The following is a 13,682-nucleotide window of genomic DNA, read 5'->3' as shown; positions in this document are numbered from 1 at the left end:
TCGTGACGACATCGACAACCTCCACCTTGCCCGGCGTGCCCGGGCCGTCTTCTGCGGCATCCGGCGCACCGGCCGCCGACAAAGCACGCTATAAAGGCACGCTGATCGCCCGCGGCCTCACCAAGACCTACGGCAGGCGTCGCGTCGTGAATGGCGTTTCGCTGGTGGTACGGCGTGGCGAGGCTGTTGGCCTGCTGGGGCCGAACGGCGCCGGCAAGACGACCTGTTTCTACATGATCACCGGGCTGGTGCCGGTCGATGAGGGCACGATCGAAATTGACGGCAACAACGTCACGTCAATGCCGATGTACCGCCGTGCGCGGCTCGGCGTCGGCTATCTGCCGCAGGAAGCCTCGATCTTCCGCGGCCTGACCGTGGAAGAAAACATCCGCGCCGTGCTCGAGGTCCATGAAAAGGACAAGACGAAGCGGGAGCGCAAGATCGACGAATTGCTGGAGGAATTCCACATTCGCAATCTGCGCACGGTGCCGGCGATCGCACTTTCGGGCGGCGAACGGCGCCGCCTCGAAATCGCCCGTGCGCTGGCGACCGACCCGACCTTCATGCTGCTCGACGAGCCTTTCGCCGGCGTCGACCCGATTTCGGTCGCGGATATCCAGAACCTTGTGCATCATCTGACTGCACGCGGAATCGGCGTGCTGATCACGGACCACAATGTTCGCGAAACGCTCGGCCTGATCGACCGTGCCTACATCATCCATGCGGGTGAGGTGCTGACCCATGGCAGGGCGAACGATATCGTCAGCAACCCTGAAGTACGCAAGCTGTATCTGGGTGACAATTTCAGCCTCTGATAGGCTGAAATGCCATCTTCCGATCCGCCAATATTAGCGGATGCTACCGCGCGCCGGAAATTTACTTCGGCTTCACAGTTCCGCTTGACCAAATCCAATAAAAAAGCAATTTTTGGGCCAGTTGGAATTTCGCGAGAATTTTAGTGATAAAAGACGCGGATTCCCGAGGAGTTCAAGGGGAGTCCCGCGTCCGCCATGGCATTATCGGCCAATCTTTTCCTGCGCCAAAGCCAGAGCCTGGTGATGACACCGCAACTGATGCAATCCATCCAGTTGCTGCAGATGACGCATTTCGAGCTCACCCAATTCATCGCGCAGGAAGTCGAGAAGAATCCGCTGCTGGAATTTGCGTCAAATGACGAGGATCTAGGCAGTACCAGCGACCGTGAGCCGAAGGACGAACGGTTTGAGACCATGGAGGAAACCCATGGCGAAGATGGCTCCGAACGCAATGCCGGCGACCTTGCGAGCGACTGGTATGAGAGTGACAATACCGGCAATGCCAACCGGCTGAGCGACGAGCTCGACACCAATTTCGGCGATATCTTTCCTGATGACGGTAGCCCGCAGCGCGCCGATGCGCCGGAGCTGCTCAGCCAATGGAAGTCCATGCCAGGGGGGGAAGCCGGTGAGAGCTATGACCTGGACGATTTCGTCGCCGGCCAGGTGTCGCTGCGCGATCATCTGAACGAACAGATCCCATTTTCGCTTCCCGCCATGGCCGATCGGCTGATTGCCCAGCATCTTGTCGACCAGCTCGACGACACCGGCTATCTGCACGCCGAGCTCAACGAAACGGCCGAACGGCTCGGCACCACGCTTGCCGATGTGGAACGGGTTCTGGACACCCTGCAGCAGCTCGATCCTCCCGGTGTCTTTGCCCGCTGCCTCAGCGAATGCCTGGCGATCCAGCTTCGGCAGAAGGATCGCTTCGATCCCGCCATGGAGCGGCTGATAGAAAACCTTGAACTGCTCGCGCGGCGCGATTTTGCGACGTTGAAGCGGGTCTGCGGTGTCGATGAGGAAGATCTGCTCGACATGATGACGGAAATCCGTCAGCTCAACCCCAAGCCGGGCAGCGGTTTCGAGACCGAGATATCGGAGGCGATCATGCCCGATATCGTCGTGCGTCCCTCTGCGGACGGGAGCTGGCTGGTGGAGCTCAATCCCGATGCGCTGCCGCGGGTCTTGGTGAGCCAGTCCTATTTCGCCTCCGTCACCAAGACCAGCCAGGACCACGCCTTCCTATCGGAATGCCTGCAGAACGCCAATTGGCTGACCCGCAGCCTGGACCAGCGCGCCAAGACGATCATGAAGGTGGCAAGCGAGATCGTGCGGCAACAGGACGCGTTCCTGCTGCATGGCGTCGACCATCTGCGGCCGCTCAACCTGAAAACTGTGGCGGACGCCATCAAGATGCATGAATCGACGGTCAGCCGCGTGACCTCGAACAAATACATGCTGACGCCGCGTGGTCTGTTCGAGCTCAAATATTTCTTCACGGTTTCGATCGGCGCCGTCGAAGGCGGCGACAGCCATTCCGCCGAAGCCGTACGTCACAAGATCCGTCTGCTGATCACGAACGAGAGCCCGGATGCGGTTCTGTCCGACGACGATATTGTCGATACGCTGAAGAAGGGCGGGATAGAGCTTGCTCGCCGCACGGTTGCAAAGTACCGGGAAGCCATGAACATCCCCTCCTCCGTGCAACGGCGCCGGGAGAAGCGGGCTCTGGCCAAAGTTTCCGGTTTCTGACGGGCGGCTACCCTCAACCACAGGCTGCCGAACTCCTAACAGTCCGTTAAGACGCAGTTGACTTTCCCATGCGGCAGGGCTAGAAGCCCGCCGCAATCGCTGCAGGACAGCACGACCATGAAACTTATCCCCACCATCCAAAAGGCGGTCGATATACGCAATTTGCCTTTGACTGCGTGAAGTGCTTGGATGAGCTTGAGGCTTGGCGTAAACTGATACGCGCAATAACCACTACAAGAAGGGAAACTCCATGAGTGTGCGTGTCTCCGGTAAACATATGGAAATTGGTGACTCCTTCCGCCAGCGGATAGAAGACCAGATCGGTATGGCCGTGACCAAATACTTCGACGGGGGGTATTCAGGTCAGGTAACTGTACACAAGTCCAGTTCGCGCTTCGCGGCCGATTGCAAGCTTCATCTCGATAGCGGCGTGGTATTGCATGCTGCAGGCGAAGCCATGGACCCGCAGCTTGCTTTCGATGCAGCATCCGAGCGCATCGAAAAGCGCCTGCGCCGTTACAAGCGCAAACTCAAGGACCATCAGGCCGGCAACCATGTGAACGGGCAGGCGGAAGTCGCCTATACGGTCATGGACGGCATTCCAGATGACGATGAGGAAATTCCTGCCGATTTCGCGCCAGCGATCGTCGCAGAAAGTACGAAGCAATTGAAGACCATGTCGGTGGCGACTGCCGTGATGGCACTCGACATGACCGACGAACCGCTGCTGCTCTTCCGCAGCCCCGGCAACGAGCACTTGAACATCGTCTACCGCCGTCAGGACGGCAACATTGGCTGGATCGACGCAGCCAATATCAAAGGCTGAGAATAGAAGATAAGCGGCGGCCGCGCATCATCGCAGCTGGCCGCCGCTTGCCCGTCATCGGTTCTCGGCGACACGAAGGATAAAGAGAATGGCATTGGCAGATTTGCTACAGCAAGATGCGATCATCCCCGCCTTGAAGGCAAATTCCAAAAAACAACTGCTTCAGGAGTTGGCCGCCAAAGCTTCCAAGCTGACCGGATTGCCCGAGCGCGAAATCTTCGACGTCGTACTGCAGCGCGAGCGCCTCGGTTCCACCGGCGTCGGCAACGGTATCGCCATTCCCCACGGCAAGCTTGCCAGCATCAAATCCATCGCCGGCATTTTCGCGCGCCTTGAAGCGCCTGTCGATTTCGAGGCGCTGGACGACCAGCCCGTCGATCTCGTCTTCCTGCTGCTCGCACCCGAAGGGGCCGGCGCAGACCACCTGAAGGCGCTCTCGCGCATCGCCCGCGTTCTGCGGGACCAGGATCTCGTCGCCAAGCTCCGCGCCACCGATTCCGCCTCCGCCATTTACGCGTTCCTCAACGAGGAGCAGGCATCCAACGCCGCCTGACGGCTTGGATCGCATCGGACCAAGGCAAAAATAAGAGCCGGACGATCAGAGATCGTCCGGCTCTTTCTTTTATTGGTGTGCCCGAAAGAGGATCAGGCGTCTTTTTCATCCAGCGGACTGTTGGCGCCCTGCTCGGCATTTTCGACAATCTTCGGGCCACCCTTGGCAACGCCGACCATGGCCGGGCGCAGAACGCGATCGCCAATGGCGAAACCTGCCTGCACGACCTGAACGACCGTGTTGTTCGGCACCTCGGGATTGGGCACTTCGAACATGGCCTGATGGAAATTGGGATCGAACTTCTGTCCGATCGGTTCGAGCTGGCGCACGCCGTGACGCTCGAGAGCCGACAACATCGAACGCTCGGTCATCTCGACGCCTTCGATCAGCGTCTTAAGGCCGGCATCGGCGCCGGCGCGTGCCTCAGCCGGGATGGCATCTAGCGTGCGGCGCAGATTGTCTGCCACCGAGAGCATGTCGCGGGCAAAGCTTGCCACGGAATAGGACTTTGCATCCTTCACATCGCGCTCGGTGCGGCGACGGAGGTTGTCCATCTCGGCAGCCAGGCGAAGATACCGATCGCGCAGTTCGCCGTTTTCGGCCTTCAGCAGCTCAACCGGATCTGGCTGGGACGGCTCGGCCGCATCTACGGTTTCCGCTGCATCCTGCGCGAAATCCGCTGACGTGTCAGCCGCCGTGGCGTCAGGTCCGGTTTTTGTTGTTTCGTCGGTCATGACGGTCTCCGAATTGCTTGGTCTTTGGATGTGCCCGATATCGAGGTTTGCTCGGAAAAAATCAAGGCTTTGTCGAGAAGAACAGCCAATTCACGGCTTTGCGATGACGGCAATACCTCTCCCTGCTCATTGCTGCCGCTTGTGACATCGGCTGTTCAGCCCTCCCTACCAGTGGTATTCTAAAATACATCTCAGCACAGCGAGGTGAGATCAATGTCTAATGGCAAATCCCTTTCAGGCAAGTGTTTCTGTGGCGCGGTGGAAATCGCAGTCGATGGCGAGCCAATGGCGATGGGCTACTGCCATTGCGACTCCTGTCGGGAATGGTCGGCAGGGCCGATCAACGCCTTCTCGCTCTGGCCGCCGGAAGCCGTGCACGTCACCAGAGGCGCGGACAAGATCGGCAGCTACCAGAAGACCGAGAAGAGCGTGCGCAAGTGGTGCACGGTCTGCGGCGGTCATCTTCTGACGGAACATCCGCCGTGGGGCGTGACCGATGTCTACGCGGCCGTCCTGCCCGACCTCGATTTTCAGCCTGGCGTGCATGTCAACTATGAGACGACGGTGCTGCATCTGAAGGACGGGCTGCCGAAACAGAAGGACTTGCCAGCCGAAATGGGCGGATCGGGAACCTTGCTTCCCGATTGACCTTAGCCGCTAGAGTGGTTCAGTTTTCTACGGAATCCCTGAACCGCTCTATCTCTTTGTTGCCTCGCAATTCCGAACGGAAAACCGCTGCGCACTTTTCCTGGAATTGCTCTAGATTCTCTCCTCAGATTCCAGGTCGCGAAAGCCGCGAGATCAGCTGCGCGGTATAATCGACCATGGGCACGATGCGGGCGTAGTTCAGCCGCGTCGGGCCGATAACACCGACGGCGCCGACGATGCGGTCATCATCATCGCGATAGGGTGCAACGATCAGCGAAGAGCCCGACAGCGAGAAGAGCTTGTTTTCCGAGCCGATGAAGATGCGCACGCCCGGTCCGCTTTCGGCGAGATTGAGGATCTCGATCAGGCTGTCCTTCTTCTCCAGATCGTCGAAAAGCAGGCGCAGACGATCCAGATCCTCCGCGCCGCCGATTTCGGCGAGTAGATTGGAATGACCTCGAACGATAAGCTGCGTCGGCTTGCCCTCGTCATCGCCGCCGGACCAGACGGCGATGCCGCGCTCGACCAGCTGATGGGAGAGGCTATCCAGCTCCTGGCGCACGCTTTCCTTGAGGCTCTGCAATTGCCGCCGCAATTCCGGCATGGTCTGGCCGGTCATATGGGCGTTGAGGAAGTTGGCGGCTTCCGTCAGCTGCGACGATGTGGTGCCGGCCGGCAGCTCGATAATGCGGTTTTCCACCTGATCGTGCTCGCCGACAAGCACGGCAAGGGCCTTGGTCGGTTCCAGCCGGATGAATTCCACATGTTTAAGAACCGGATCGCTCTTCGAGGTGATGACGAGACCGGCGCCGCGCGAGATGCCCGACAGCACCCGGCTTGCCTCCGACATCATCGATTCAACCGGCTGGTCGCGATTGCTGCCGCGCACCTGCCGGTCGATATTAGCGCGGTCTTCGGCCGAGAGATCGCCGACCTGCATGAAGGCATCGACGAAGAAGCGCAGGCCCACCTGGGTCGGCAAGCGCCCGGCGCTCACATGCGGCGAATAGATGAGCCCCAGCTCTTCCAGATCGCTCATGACATTGCGCACGGAAGCCGGCGACAGCGACATGGGCAAGAGGCGCGAGAGATTGCGCGAGCCCAATGGCTCGCCGTTCTCAAGATAGCCTTCGACGATGCGACGGAAGATTTCCTTGGAGCGTTCGTCCAGTGCAGCAATGACATCCGAGACCGACGATGTCGTGAATACCATTTCGCTGTCAGATCCATTCCGTTGAGCCTTGGGCAAAATATAATCATTCAGTTAGCAATGGCAAAAGGTAAAAATGCCGCCATGGCTGCCGAGCGGCTTTGCAGCCTGCTTTTCCTTTGCAAAAGCGACCTGTGGGTCGTAGAAGCGGTCAACGAACTTTCAGGAGAGTGGAATGCGGCCTTCAGGCAGAAAAACCGACCAGATGCGCAAGGTGTCGTTCGAGCGCAATTTTTCCAAGCATGCGGAAGGCTCCTGCCTGGTGAAATTCGGCGATACGCATGTGCTCTGCACGGCAAGCCTGGAGGACAAGACGCCGCCATGGCTGCGCAACAGCGGCAAGGGCTGGGTCACGGCCGAATACGGCATGCTGCCGCGCGCAACCGGCGAGCGCATGAAGCGCGAAGCTGCCGCCGGCAAGCAGGGTGGCCGTACGCAGGAAATCCAGCGCCTCATCGGCCGATCGCTGCGCGCCGTCGTCGATCTCAAGGAACTCGGCGAGCGCCAGATCACCGTCGATTGCGACGTCATCCAGGCCGATGGCGGCACGCGCACGGCCTCGATCACCGGTGGCTGGATCGCCCTTTACGACTGCCTGAAGTGGATGGAAAGCCGCAACATGGTGAAGGTCGAGCGGGTGCTGAAGGATCACATCGCCGCCATCTCCTGCGGCATCTTCGCCGATCAGCCTGTCATCGATCTCGACTATCTTGAGGATTCCTCGGCCGAGACCGACGCCAATTTCGTCATGACGGGCAAGGGCGGCATCGTCGAGATCCAGGGAACGGCTGAGGGTGCCCCCTTCAGCGAAGAGGAATTCGCCACGCTGATGCATCTGGCCAAGAACGGCATTGCCGAACTGGTGGAGCTGCAGAAGCAGGCTATCGCCTGAGGATATCAACCAATGCGGAGCGTGCAGCCTGCCCCTCATCCGGCCTATCGGCCACCTTCTCCCCGTCGAGACGGGGAGAAGGTGCAAGACGCACCTTCTGTTATCCCTCTTCACCATGCTGGAATCGGACGACGATCGAGCCTGAAGTCGTCCCCTCTCCCCGCATGCGGGGAGAGGGCTAGGGTGAGGGGCTAATCCGTTGAGCGATGCGACACTCGCAGGCGTCCTTGAAACCGCGCTTTATGCGGACGATCTCGATGCAGCCGAGGCTTTTTATGGCGGCATACTCGGATTGCAGAAGATCTCGCGCGGCGGCAACCGTCATGTCTTCTATCGCTGCGGGCCGGGCGTGCTCCTGATCTTCAACAGCGAGGAAACGGTCAAGCCGCATGAGCCGGGTGCCCTGCCCGTGCCGCCGCACGGCACGAAGGGGCAGGGTCATGTCTGCTTCCGCGTCGATGGCAACGAGATCGGCGCCATGGCCGAGAGGCTGAAGGCAGCCGGTGTCGATATCGAAGCCGATTTTCACTGGCCGAATGGCGGCCGTTCGATCTATTTCCGCGATCCGGCCGGCAACAGCCTGGAATGCGCCGAACCCCGCATCTGGGGCCTATGACAGGACAGCACATGCGCAAGCTCGACACCAAGACCATCGTCGTCGCCAGCCACAATGCCGGCAAGATCCAGGAAATCCGCGATCTGATCGGCCCGCTCGGCTTTGCCGCCAAGTCCGCCGCCGATCTCAACTTCATCGAGCCGGACGAGACGGGCACGACTTTCGAGGAAAATGCGACGATCAAGGCTCTCGCCTCCGCCAACGCCTCCGGCTTGCCGGCACTCTCGGACGATTCCGGCCTGGTGATCGATGCGCTCGGCGGCGATCCCGGCGTCTACACCGCGAATTGGGCCGAAACGGCTGACGGCACGCGTGACTTCGCGATGGCCATGCGGAAGGTCGAAACCGCCCTGGAAAAGGCCGGCGCCATCGCGCCGGAGAGCCGCACCGCTCGCTTCGTCAGCGTGCTTTGCCTCGCCTGGCCGGACGGGCATACCGAGCTTTTCCGCGGCGAAGTCGAAGGCACGGTCGTCTGGCCACCACGCGGCAGCCAAGGCTTCGGCTACGATCCGGTCTTCCAGCCAAAGGGCTACGAGACCACATTCGGCGAAATGAGCGCCGAACAGAAGCATGGCTGGAAGCCCGGCGACGAGCAGGCGCTCTCGCATCGCGCCCGCGCCTTCAAGATCTTTGTCGAAACCTGCCTGGAGGCGTAAGCTAACCCCGTGGAAGTCGTTGATACCGAGGATCTGATGCGCGGGGCGCAATTGCTGCCCGATACCGGCGAACCCGGTTTCGGCGTCTACGTGCATTGGCCTTTCTGCGCAGCCAAGTGTCCCTATTGCGATTTCAACAGCCATGTCCGCCATCAGCCTGTCGATGAGGAGCGCTTCGCGGCCGCCTTTCTGAAGGAAATGGCGACGATGCGGATGATCAGCGGGCCGAAGACCGTGACCAGCGTCTTCCTCGGCGGCGGCACGCCGTCGCTGATGAAACCGGAAACGGTGGGCGCGATCCTTGATGCCATTGCCAGGACATGGCATGTGCCTGACGGCATCGAGATCACCATGGAGGCCAATCCGTCGAGCGTCGAGGCAGAGCGCTTTCGAGGCTACCGCGCCGCCGGGGTCAATCGCGTATCGATGGGCGTGCAGGCACTCAACGACCGCGACCTGAAATTCCTCGGCCGGCTGCACAATGTCGAGGATGCGCTGAAGGCAATCAGACTGGCGCGCGAGATTTTTCCGCGCATGTCCTTCGACCTTATCTATGCTCGCCCGAACCAGACCGTCGAGGAATGGGAACGCGAGCTGAAAGAGGCGATCTCCTATGCGGTCGATCATCTCTCGCTCTATCAGCTGACGATCGAGGAAGGCACGCCGTTCTATGGCCTGCACAAGGCCGGCAAGCTGATCGTGCCCGATGGCGATCAATCGGCGCTGCTTTATGAGGCGACGCAGGAGATTACCGAGCGCGAGGGCATGCCGGCCTATGAGGTTTCCAATCACGCGCGTCCCGGCGCCGAAAGCCGGCACAATCTCACCTATTGGCGCTATGGCGACTATGCCGGCACCGGTCCCGGCGCCCATGGCCGCCTGACGCGTGGCCCGCAGAAGCTGGCGACGGCGACCGAACGCAAGCCGGAGAGCTGGCTCGAGATGGTCGAGCGCGACGGCCACGGCATGATTGACCAGGAAATGCTAGGTTTCGACGAACAGGCCGACGAGTTGCTGCTGATGGGCCTGCGGCTGCGGGAGGGCGTCGATCTCGCTCGCTGGCAGCAGCTGTCCGGGCGCGATCCCGATCCGCAGCGCGAGGCGTTTTTACTGGAACACGGTTTCATAGAGCGGATCGGCAATTCCCGCCTGCGCTGCACGCCGGCTGGGATGCTGGTTCTCGATTCGGTCGTCGCCGATCTCGCCTGTTAAGACCTCCCCTTGAGAGCAGGGGAATCGCATATGGGGCGGATGAACACCGGAATCTCCTTCTCCCCGAGGGGAGAAGGGGGCGCGGCCGGCAGGTAGGAGTGACCCCGTGTGTACGATGACTCGGTTGTCGACGAGATCACCCCACCCTTGGCACTACGTGCCGACCCTCCCCCTCAAGGGGCGGGTAAATAAGCGCCCATCGATTGCCGCCAGACCCACCGCGATCAGCGCCATGCCGATAAAATGCTTCGACTGCAGGCTCTCGCCGAGAACGAGCGCGCCGAGCAGGATGGCGCTGACGGGAATGAGGAAGGTGACCAGCATCAGATTGGTGGCGCCGGCCGTTGCCAGAATGCGGAAGAACAGCACATAGGCGATGGCGGTCGACAGGATTGCCAGGCCGGCGAGCGCCAGCCAGGTCTCGGTGGACGGTATTGCCAGCGTCCATGGACGATCGACGAAGAGCGCGATTGGCAGAAGCATTATCGCCGATCCAGTCACCTGGCCGGCGGCCGGAATGATCGGCGCCAGCCCCATGCGGCGGAAACGGCGGCCGAATATGCCGGCCAGCGAGTAGCTGAAGGCGGCACCCAGCACGGCAAGCTGCGCCAGCACGTTAGAGCCGAGGCTTGCAAGCACCGAAGGGCCGATCATCAGGGCGACGCCGGCAAAGCCGACGATGACGCCGATCAGGCGATTGCCGGTCATCTTCTCATCCTCGGTCAGGAAATGGGCGACGACGACAGCAAAGAGCGGCGTGGTGGCATTGAGGATGGATGCGAGGCCGCTGGCGATATGGGTCTGCCCCCATACGATCAGCAGGAAGGGAATGACATTGTTGAGGAAGCCCATGCCGAAGAAGGCGAGCCAGGTCTGGCGGTCTTTCGGCATGGCATGGCCGGTGGCGCGCACGATGACATGCAAGGCGATGGCGGCGAGCGCGACGCGCGCGGTAACGATAGTGAAGGGCGGCAGTTCGCGCACCAGAATGCCGTTGAAGAGGAAGGAGCCGCCCCACAGGATGGATAGCCCCACCAGCATGCTCCATTCGACCGCGCCCATGGATTTCTGTAGCATGAGACTATCTCCAGCATCAGCTGATTGAGTTTTGCTTATCAGTGGCCAATCGTGACAACATTGCCAACCACCGCTATTGCTGTAATAATCTCGCTATATAGGGGCTCTGACAAGCGAGTCTTTTTCAAATCATGATTTAGCTGAATTCAATCATCATGGATCAACTGCCATCCCTTTCGGCGCTGCGCGCCTTTGAAGCCTCCGCCCGGCATCTCAGTATGACACTGGCGGCAAATGAGCTGCATGTGACGCCGGGCGCCATCAGCCTGCAGATCCGCGACCTCGAAAGCACTCTCGGCGTGCGGCTTTTCGAGCGGAGAGCCCGGAGCCTGGCGCTGACGAGTGAAGGTGCCGAATATTTTGCGACGATGCGAACGGCATTCCGCCTCATCCGCGAGGCGACAGCGGCTCTTGTAATGCGCTCCAAGGATACGGTGCTGACCCTTACCTGCACAGCCGGCTTCGCCACGCACTGGCTGGTGCCGCGGCTGCGGCGCTTCGAGGAGGCCCATCCCGATATCGACCTGCGCATCAGCGCCTCCTATCGCATGATGGATTTCCAGCGGGATGGGATCGATCTTGCCATCCGCCACGGCCTCGGCGGCTACGAGGGATTGGCAAGCGAGCGATTTCTCGATGACGAATATGTTCCGGTCTGTACGCCGGAAATGGCGGCTGCACTCGGCCCCTCCCCTGCGGTTGACGATCTCGCCACCCTGACGTTGATCCATGATGTCTACCGGCGTGACTGGGAACTCTGGCTGAAGGCCGTCGGGGCAACGCGGGTGGATGCCATGCATGGGCCGGTCTTTACCGACGGCATGGGCGCCTACCACGCCATGAAGGCTGGCCTTGGCATCGCCTTGATGCGCCGCTCCTTCGTGGAGCAGGAACTGGCTGACGGCACGCTTGTTGCGCCATTCCCGACGGGATTTGCAAGCGCGCTTGCCTATCACCTTGTCTATCAGCCCGGTGCGCTGGAAAGGCCGGCGATAGCGGCGCTGCGTGCCTGGCTATTTTCCGAGGTTTCACGCACGACGCCATCGGCATAGGCGTACTTCGCCCGCCTGATCGCCCAAAAGAAACGGCCGGCGATGAAGCCGGCCGTAGCTTGTGTGGTGAACGCCGATACTCGGCCTATTCGTTGATGAGGCGCTTCAGCAGCTCAATCTCATGCGACAGCTTGCTATCGCCGGAAATCAGCTCCTCGATCTTGCGCACGGCATGCAGAACCGTGGTGTGATCGCGACCACCGAAGCGGCGGCCGATTTCCGGGAAGGAACGCGGCGTCAGCGTCTTCGACAGATACATAGCGATCTGGCGCGGCTTAACGATGACGCGCGTGCGGCGGTTCGAAACCAGCTCCTGGCGCGACACGTTGTAGTGACGTGCGACGATACGCTGAATGTCCTCGATGCGGACGCGGCGCGGCTCGCCGGAGCCGACCAGATGCGCCAGTAGTTCGTCGACACGCTCGACCGTCAGGTTCGGTTCGAAGGAGCGACGGAAGATAAGCTGGTTGAAGGCTCCTTCCAGTTCGCGGCCGCTGGCGGTCACGTTGCGCGCGACATGCGAGAGAAGCTCGGCCGGGATTTCCAGCGACGGATCGTCCTGGCGGGCAGCATCGAGACGGCGCTTGAGGATCTCAAGACGCATTTCATAGTCCGGCGCCTCGACTTCGATCGCCACACCGCCCTGCAGGCGCGAACGCACGCGCGGGTCGAGCGATTCCAGCTCCCAGGGAGCGCGGTCGGCAGCGACAACAACCTGCTTGGCGCTGTCGAGCAGCATGTTCAACAGATGGCAGAACTCGTGCTGGATCATCTTGCCCTGCAGGAACTGCATGTCGTCGATGATGAGGAGATCGATATTGCGCAGCGAATCCTTCAACGTCAGTGCGTCATTGTCGCGGATCGCGGTTGCGAAGCGCCACATGAAATATTCCGCCGTGAGGTAGACGACCCGCAGTCCGCGCGGGTTCTGAACCGCTGCATTGGCGATCGCCTGCAGCAGATGCGTCTTGCCGAGACCAACGGTCGCATGGACGAAGAGCGGATTGAAACGCACGGCGCCGGAGCCAGCTTCGGCGATAGTCTTCGCAGCGGCCAAGCTGACACGGTTCGAGCTGCCTTCGACGAATGTATCGAAGGTAAAGCGGGAATCGAGCGGAGAGCCGAACAGCGGCGAACCCGCCATTGCCGGCCGCGCAGCCGCAGCCGCACTCACGGCCTGGGCAACAACCTGACCGGCCGGCTGGGCGACGGCGCGACGGATCGGCGCGACAGCCGCCTGGTCCGGCACCGCCGGCTGCTCATCGGTTGATGGCTTCGCGCCCTGCCGGGTTGCGGTGCGCACCAGAATTTCGACCTTGAGGATCTCGGCATCCTCAGCCTGGAACAGGCTGGTGATGAGATCGAGATAGCGATTGTTGATCCAGGACTTCAGAAATGTCGTCGGGACCGTGAGGCGAACGACGCTCTTCGATACCGAATGAAGCTTGAGCCGCGCAAACCAGCTGGCATAGACATCGGGTCCGACCTGAGCCTTCAAGCGCGCGCTGACGCGCTCGAACAAATTATTTCGCGCCACGTCGCCCTTTTCCCCCGCCGCTTCTAAGCAAACCGCACCGAACGCCTGCGCATTGTCCCCATTTTCCAACGCACCCGTCGCTCTCGTATGTATCTGCAT

14 protein-coding genes are annotated in these 13,682 nt (G+C 60.8%); 10 read left to right on the top strand and 4 right to left on the bottom strand.

Annotated elements, in window-relative coordinates:
• Positions 1-26: 26 nt before the first annotated feature.
• From lptB to ptsN, 4 genes are all read left to right on the top strand, one after another.
• Entirely contained in the window at positions 27-815 is a 789-nt protein-coding gene (gene lptB / locus ACK83U_RS00070) for an LPS export ABC transporter ATP-binding protein (protein WP_041677789.1), read from the top strand.
• Between the two features lie 195 nt (positions 816-1,010).
• The gene (rpoN, locus tag ACK83U_RS00065; RefSeq protein ID WP_112609373.1) at positions 1,011-2,570 is read left to right on the top strand and encodes an RNA polymerase factor sigma-54; all 1,560 of its coding nucleotides are present in this window, start codon (positions 1,011-1,013) and stop codon (positions 2,568-2,570) included.
• A 250-nt stretch (positions 2,571-2,820) separates the two neighbouring features.
• Complete coding sequence (gene hpf, locus ACK83U_RS00060) at positions 2,821-3,396, top strand: ribosome hibernation-promoting factor, HPF/YfiA family (RefSeq protein ID WP_015338602.1); 576 nt, start codon at positions 2,821-2,823, stop codon at positions 3,394-3,396.
• Positions 3,397-3,484: 88 nt separating this feature from the next.
• Positions 3,485-3,949 (top strand): PTS IIA-like nitrogen regulatory protein PtsN, encoded by a 465-nt coding sequence (ptsN, locus tag ACK83U_RS00055; RefSeq protein ID WP_015338601.1) that lies wholly within the window; start codon positions 3,485-3,487, stop codon positions 3,947-3,949.
• Between the two features lie 92 nt (positions 3,950-4,041).
• Here the strand turns inward: ptsN and grpE are convergent, their stop codons facing one another.
• Positions 4,042-4,683: a nucleotide exchange factor GrpE gene (gene grpE, locus ACK83U_RS00050; protein ID WP_015338600.1), complete on the bottom strand. Its 642-nt coding sequence runs from the start codon at positions 4,681-4,683 to the stop codon at positions 4,042-4,044.
• A gap of 213 nt (positions 4,684-4,896) precedes the next feature.
• Here grpE and ACK83U_RS00045 point away from each other — a divergent pair, with 213 nt between their 5' ends.
• Complete coding sequence (locus tag ACK83U_RS00045; protein WP_112609371.1) at positions 4,897-5,331, top strand: GFA family protein; 435 nt, start codon at positions 4,897-4,899, stop codon at positions 5,329-5,331.
• Positions 5,332-5,455: 124 nt separating this feature from the next.
• On the opposite strand, the gene hrcA is transcribed toward ACK83U_RS00045, so the two are convergent.
• A complete protein-coding gene (gene hrcA, locus ACK83U_RS00040; protein ID WP_112609369.1) occupies positions 5,456-6,544 on the bottom strand; it encodes a heat-inducible transcriptional repressor HrcA in 1,089 nt (362 codons plus the stop codon).
• Positions 6,545-6,716: 172 nt separating this feature from the next.
• Here hrcA and rph point away from each other — a divergent pair, with 172 nt between their 5' ends.
• The 4 genes from rph (at position 6,717) to hemW (ending at position 9,917) form a co-directional block, all read left to right on the top strand.
• Positions 6,717-7,433: a ribonuclease PH gene (gene rph, locus ACK83U_RS00035; RefSeq protein WP_015338597.1), complete on the top strand. Its 717-nt coding sequence runs from the start codon at positions 6,717-6,719 to the stop codon at positions 7,431-7,433.
• A gap of 199 nt (positions 7,434-7,632) precedes the next feature.
• Positions 7,633-8,049 carry a VOC family protein gene (locus ACK83U_RS00030; protein ID WP_112609367.1) on the top strand — a complete coding sequence of 139 codons (417 nt, stop codon included), beginning with the start codon at positions 7,633-7,635 and terminating at the stop codon, positions 8,047-8,049.
• Between the two features lie 11 nt (positions 8,050-8,060).
• Positions 8,061-8,705, top strand: coding sequence for an RdgB/HAM1 family non-canonical purine NTP pyrophosphatase (rdgB, locus tag ACK83U_RS00025; RefSeq protein WP_112609472.1), 645 nt, complete (start codon positions 8,061-8,063; stop codon positions 8,703-8,705).
• A gap of 36 nt (positions 8,706-8,741) precedes the next feature.
• Positions 8,742-9,917: a radical SAM family heme chaperone HemW gene (gene hemW / locus ACK83U_RS00020; RefSeq protein WP_112609470.1), complete on the top strand. Its 1,176-nt coding sequence runs from the start codon at positions 8,742-8,744 to the stop codon at positions 9,915-9,917.
• A 153-nt stretch (positions 9,918-10,070) separates the two neighbouring features.
• Here the strand turns inward: hemW and ACK83U_RS00015 are convergent, their stop codons facing one another.
• Positions 10,071-10,994: a DMT family transporter gene (locus ACK83U_RS00015; RefSeq protein ID WP_412474700.1), complete on the bottom strand. Its 924-nt coding sequence runs from the start codon at positions 10,992-10,994 to the stop codon at positions 10,071-10,073.
• Between the two features lie 155 nt (positions 10,995-11,149).
• Between ACK83U_RS00015 and gcvA the strand changes: the two genes are divergently transcribed.
• Positions 11,150-12,046, top strand: coding sequence for a transcriptional regulator GcvA (gcvA, locus tag ACK83U_RS00010; RefSeq protein WP_412474699.1), 897 nt, complete (start codon positions 11,150-11,152; stop codon positions 12,044-12,046).
• Between the two features lie 85 nt (positions 12,047-12,131).
• Here gcvA and dnaA read toward each other — a convergent pair whose 3' ends face one another.
• The gene (dnaA, locus tag ACK83U_RS00005; protein WP_112420100.1) at positions 12,132-13,682 is read right to left on the bottom strand and encodes a chromosomal replication initiator protein DnaA; all 1,551 of its coding nucleotides are present in this window, start codon (positions 13,680-13,682) and stop codon (positions 12,132-12,134) included.

The organism is Rhizobium sp. WW22 (assembly GCF_047041135.1).
Taxonomy (GTDB): Bacteria; Pseudomonadota; Alphaproteobacteria; order Rhizobiales; family Rhizobiaceae; genus Rhizobium.
This window is presented reverse-complemented; position numbering and strand designations above follow the sequence as displayed.

Bases quoted from the DNA above. Each gene is read 5' to 3' on its own strand.
- rpoN (WP_112609373.1), top strand. From the start codon at position 1,011: ATGGCATTATCGGCCAATCTTTTCCTGCGCCAAAGCCAGAGCCTGGTG.
- hpf (WP_015338602.1), top strand. From the start codon at position 2,821: ATGAGTGTGCGTGTCTCCGGTAAACATATGGAAATTGGTGACTCCTTC.
- ptsN (WP_015338601.1), top strand. From the start codon at position 3,485: ATGGCATTGGCAGATTTGCTACAGCAAGATGCGATCATCCCCGCCTTG.
- grpE (WP_015338600.1), bottom strand. From the start codon at position 4,683: ATGACCGACGAAACAACAAAAACCGGACCTGACGCCACGGCGGCTGAC.
- ACK83U_RS00045 (WP_112609371.1), top strand. From the start codon at position 4,897: ATGTCTAATGGCAAATCCCTTTCAGGCAAGTGTTTCTGTGGCGCGGTG.
- hrcA (WP_112609369.1), bottom strand. From the start codon at position 6,544: ATGGTATTCACGACATCGTCGGTCTCGGATGTCATTGCTGCACTGGAC.
- rph (WP_015338597.1), top strand. From the start codon at position 6,717: ATGCGGCCTTCAGGCAGAAAAACCGACCAGATGCGCAAGGTGTCGTTC.
- rdgB (WP_112609472.1), top strand. From the start codon at position 8,061: ATGCGCAAGCTCGACACCAAGACCATCGTCGTCGCCAGCCACAATGCC.
- hemW (WP_112609470.1), top strand. From the start codon at position 8,742: ATGCGCGGGGCGCAATTGCTGCCCGATACCGGCGAACCCGGTTTCGGC.
- ACK83U_RS00015 (WP_412474700.1), bottom strand. From the start codon at position 10,994: ATGCTACAGAAATCCATGGGCGCGGTCGAATGGAGCATGCTGGTGGGG.
- gcvA (WP_412474699.1), top strand. From the start codon at position 11,150: ATGGATCAACTGCCATCCCTTTCGGCGCTGCGCGCCTTTGAAGCCTCC.
- dnaA (WP_112420100.1), bottom strand. From the start codon at position 13,682: ATGCAGATACATACGAGAGCGACGGGTGCGTTGGAAAATGGGGACAAT.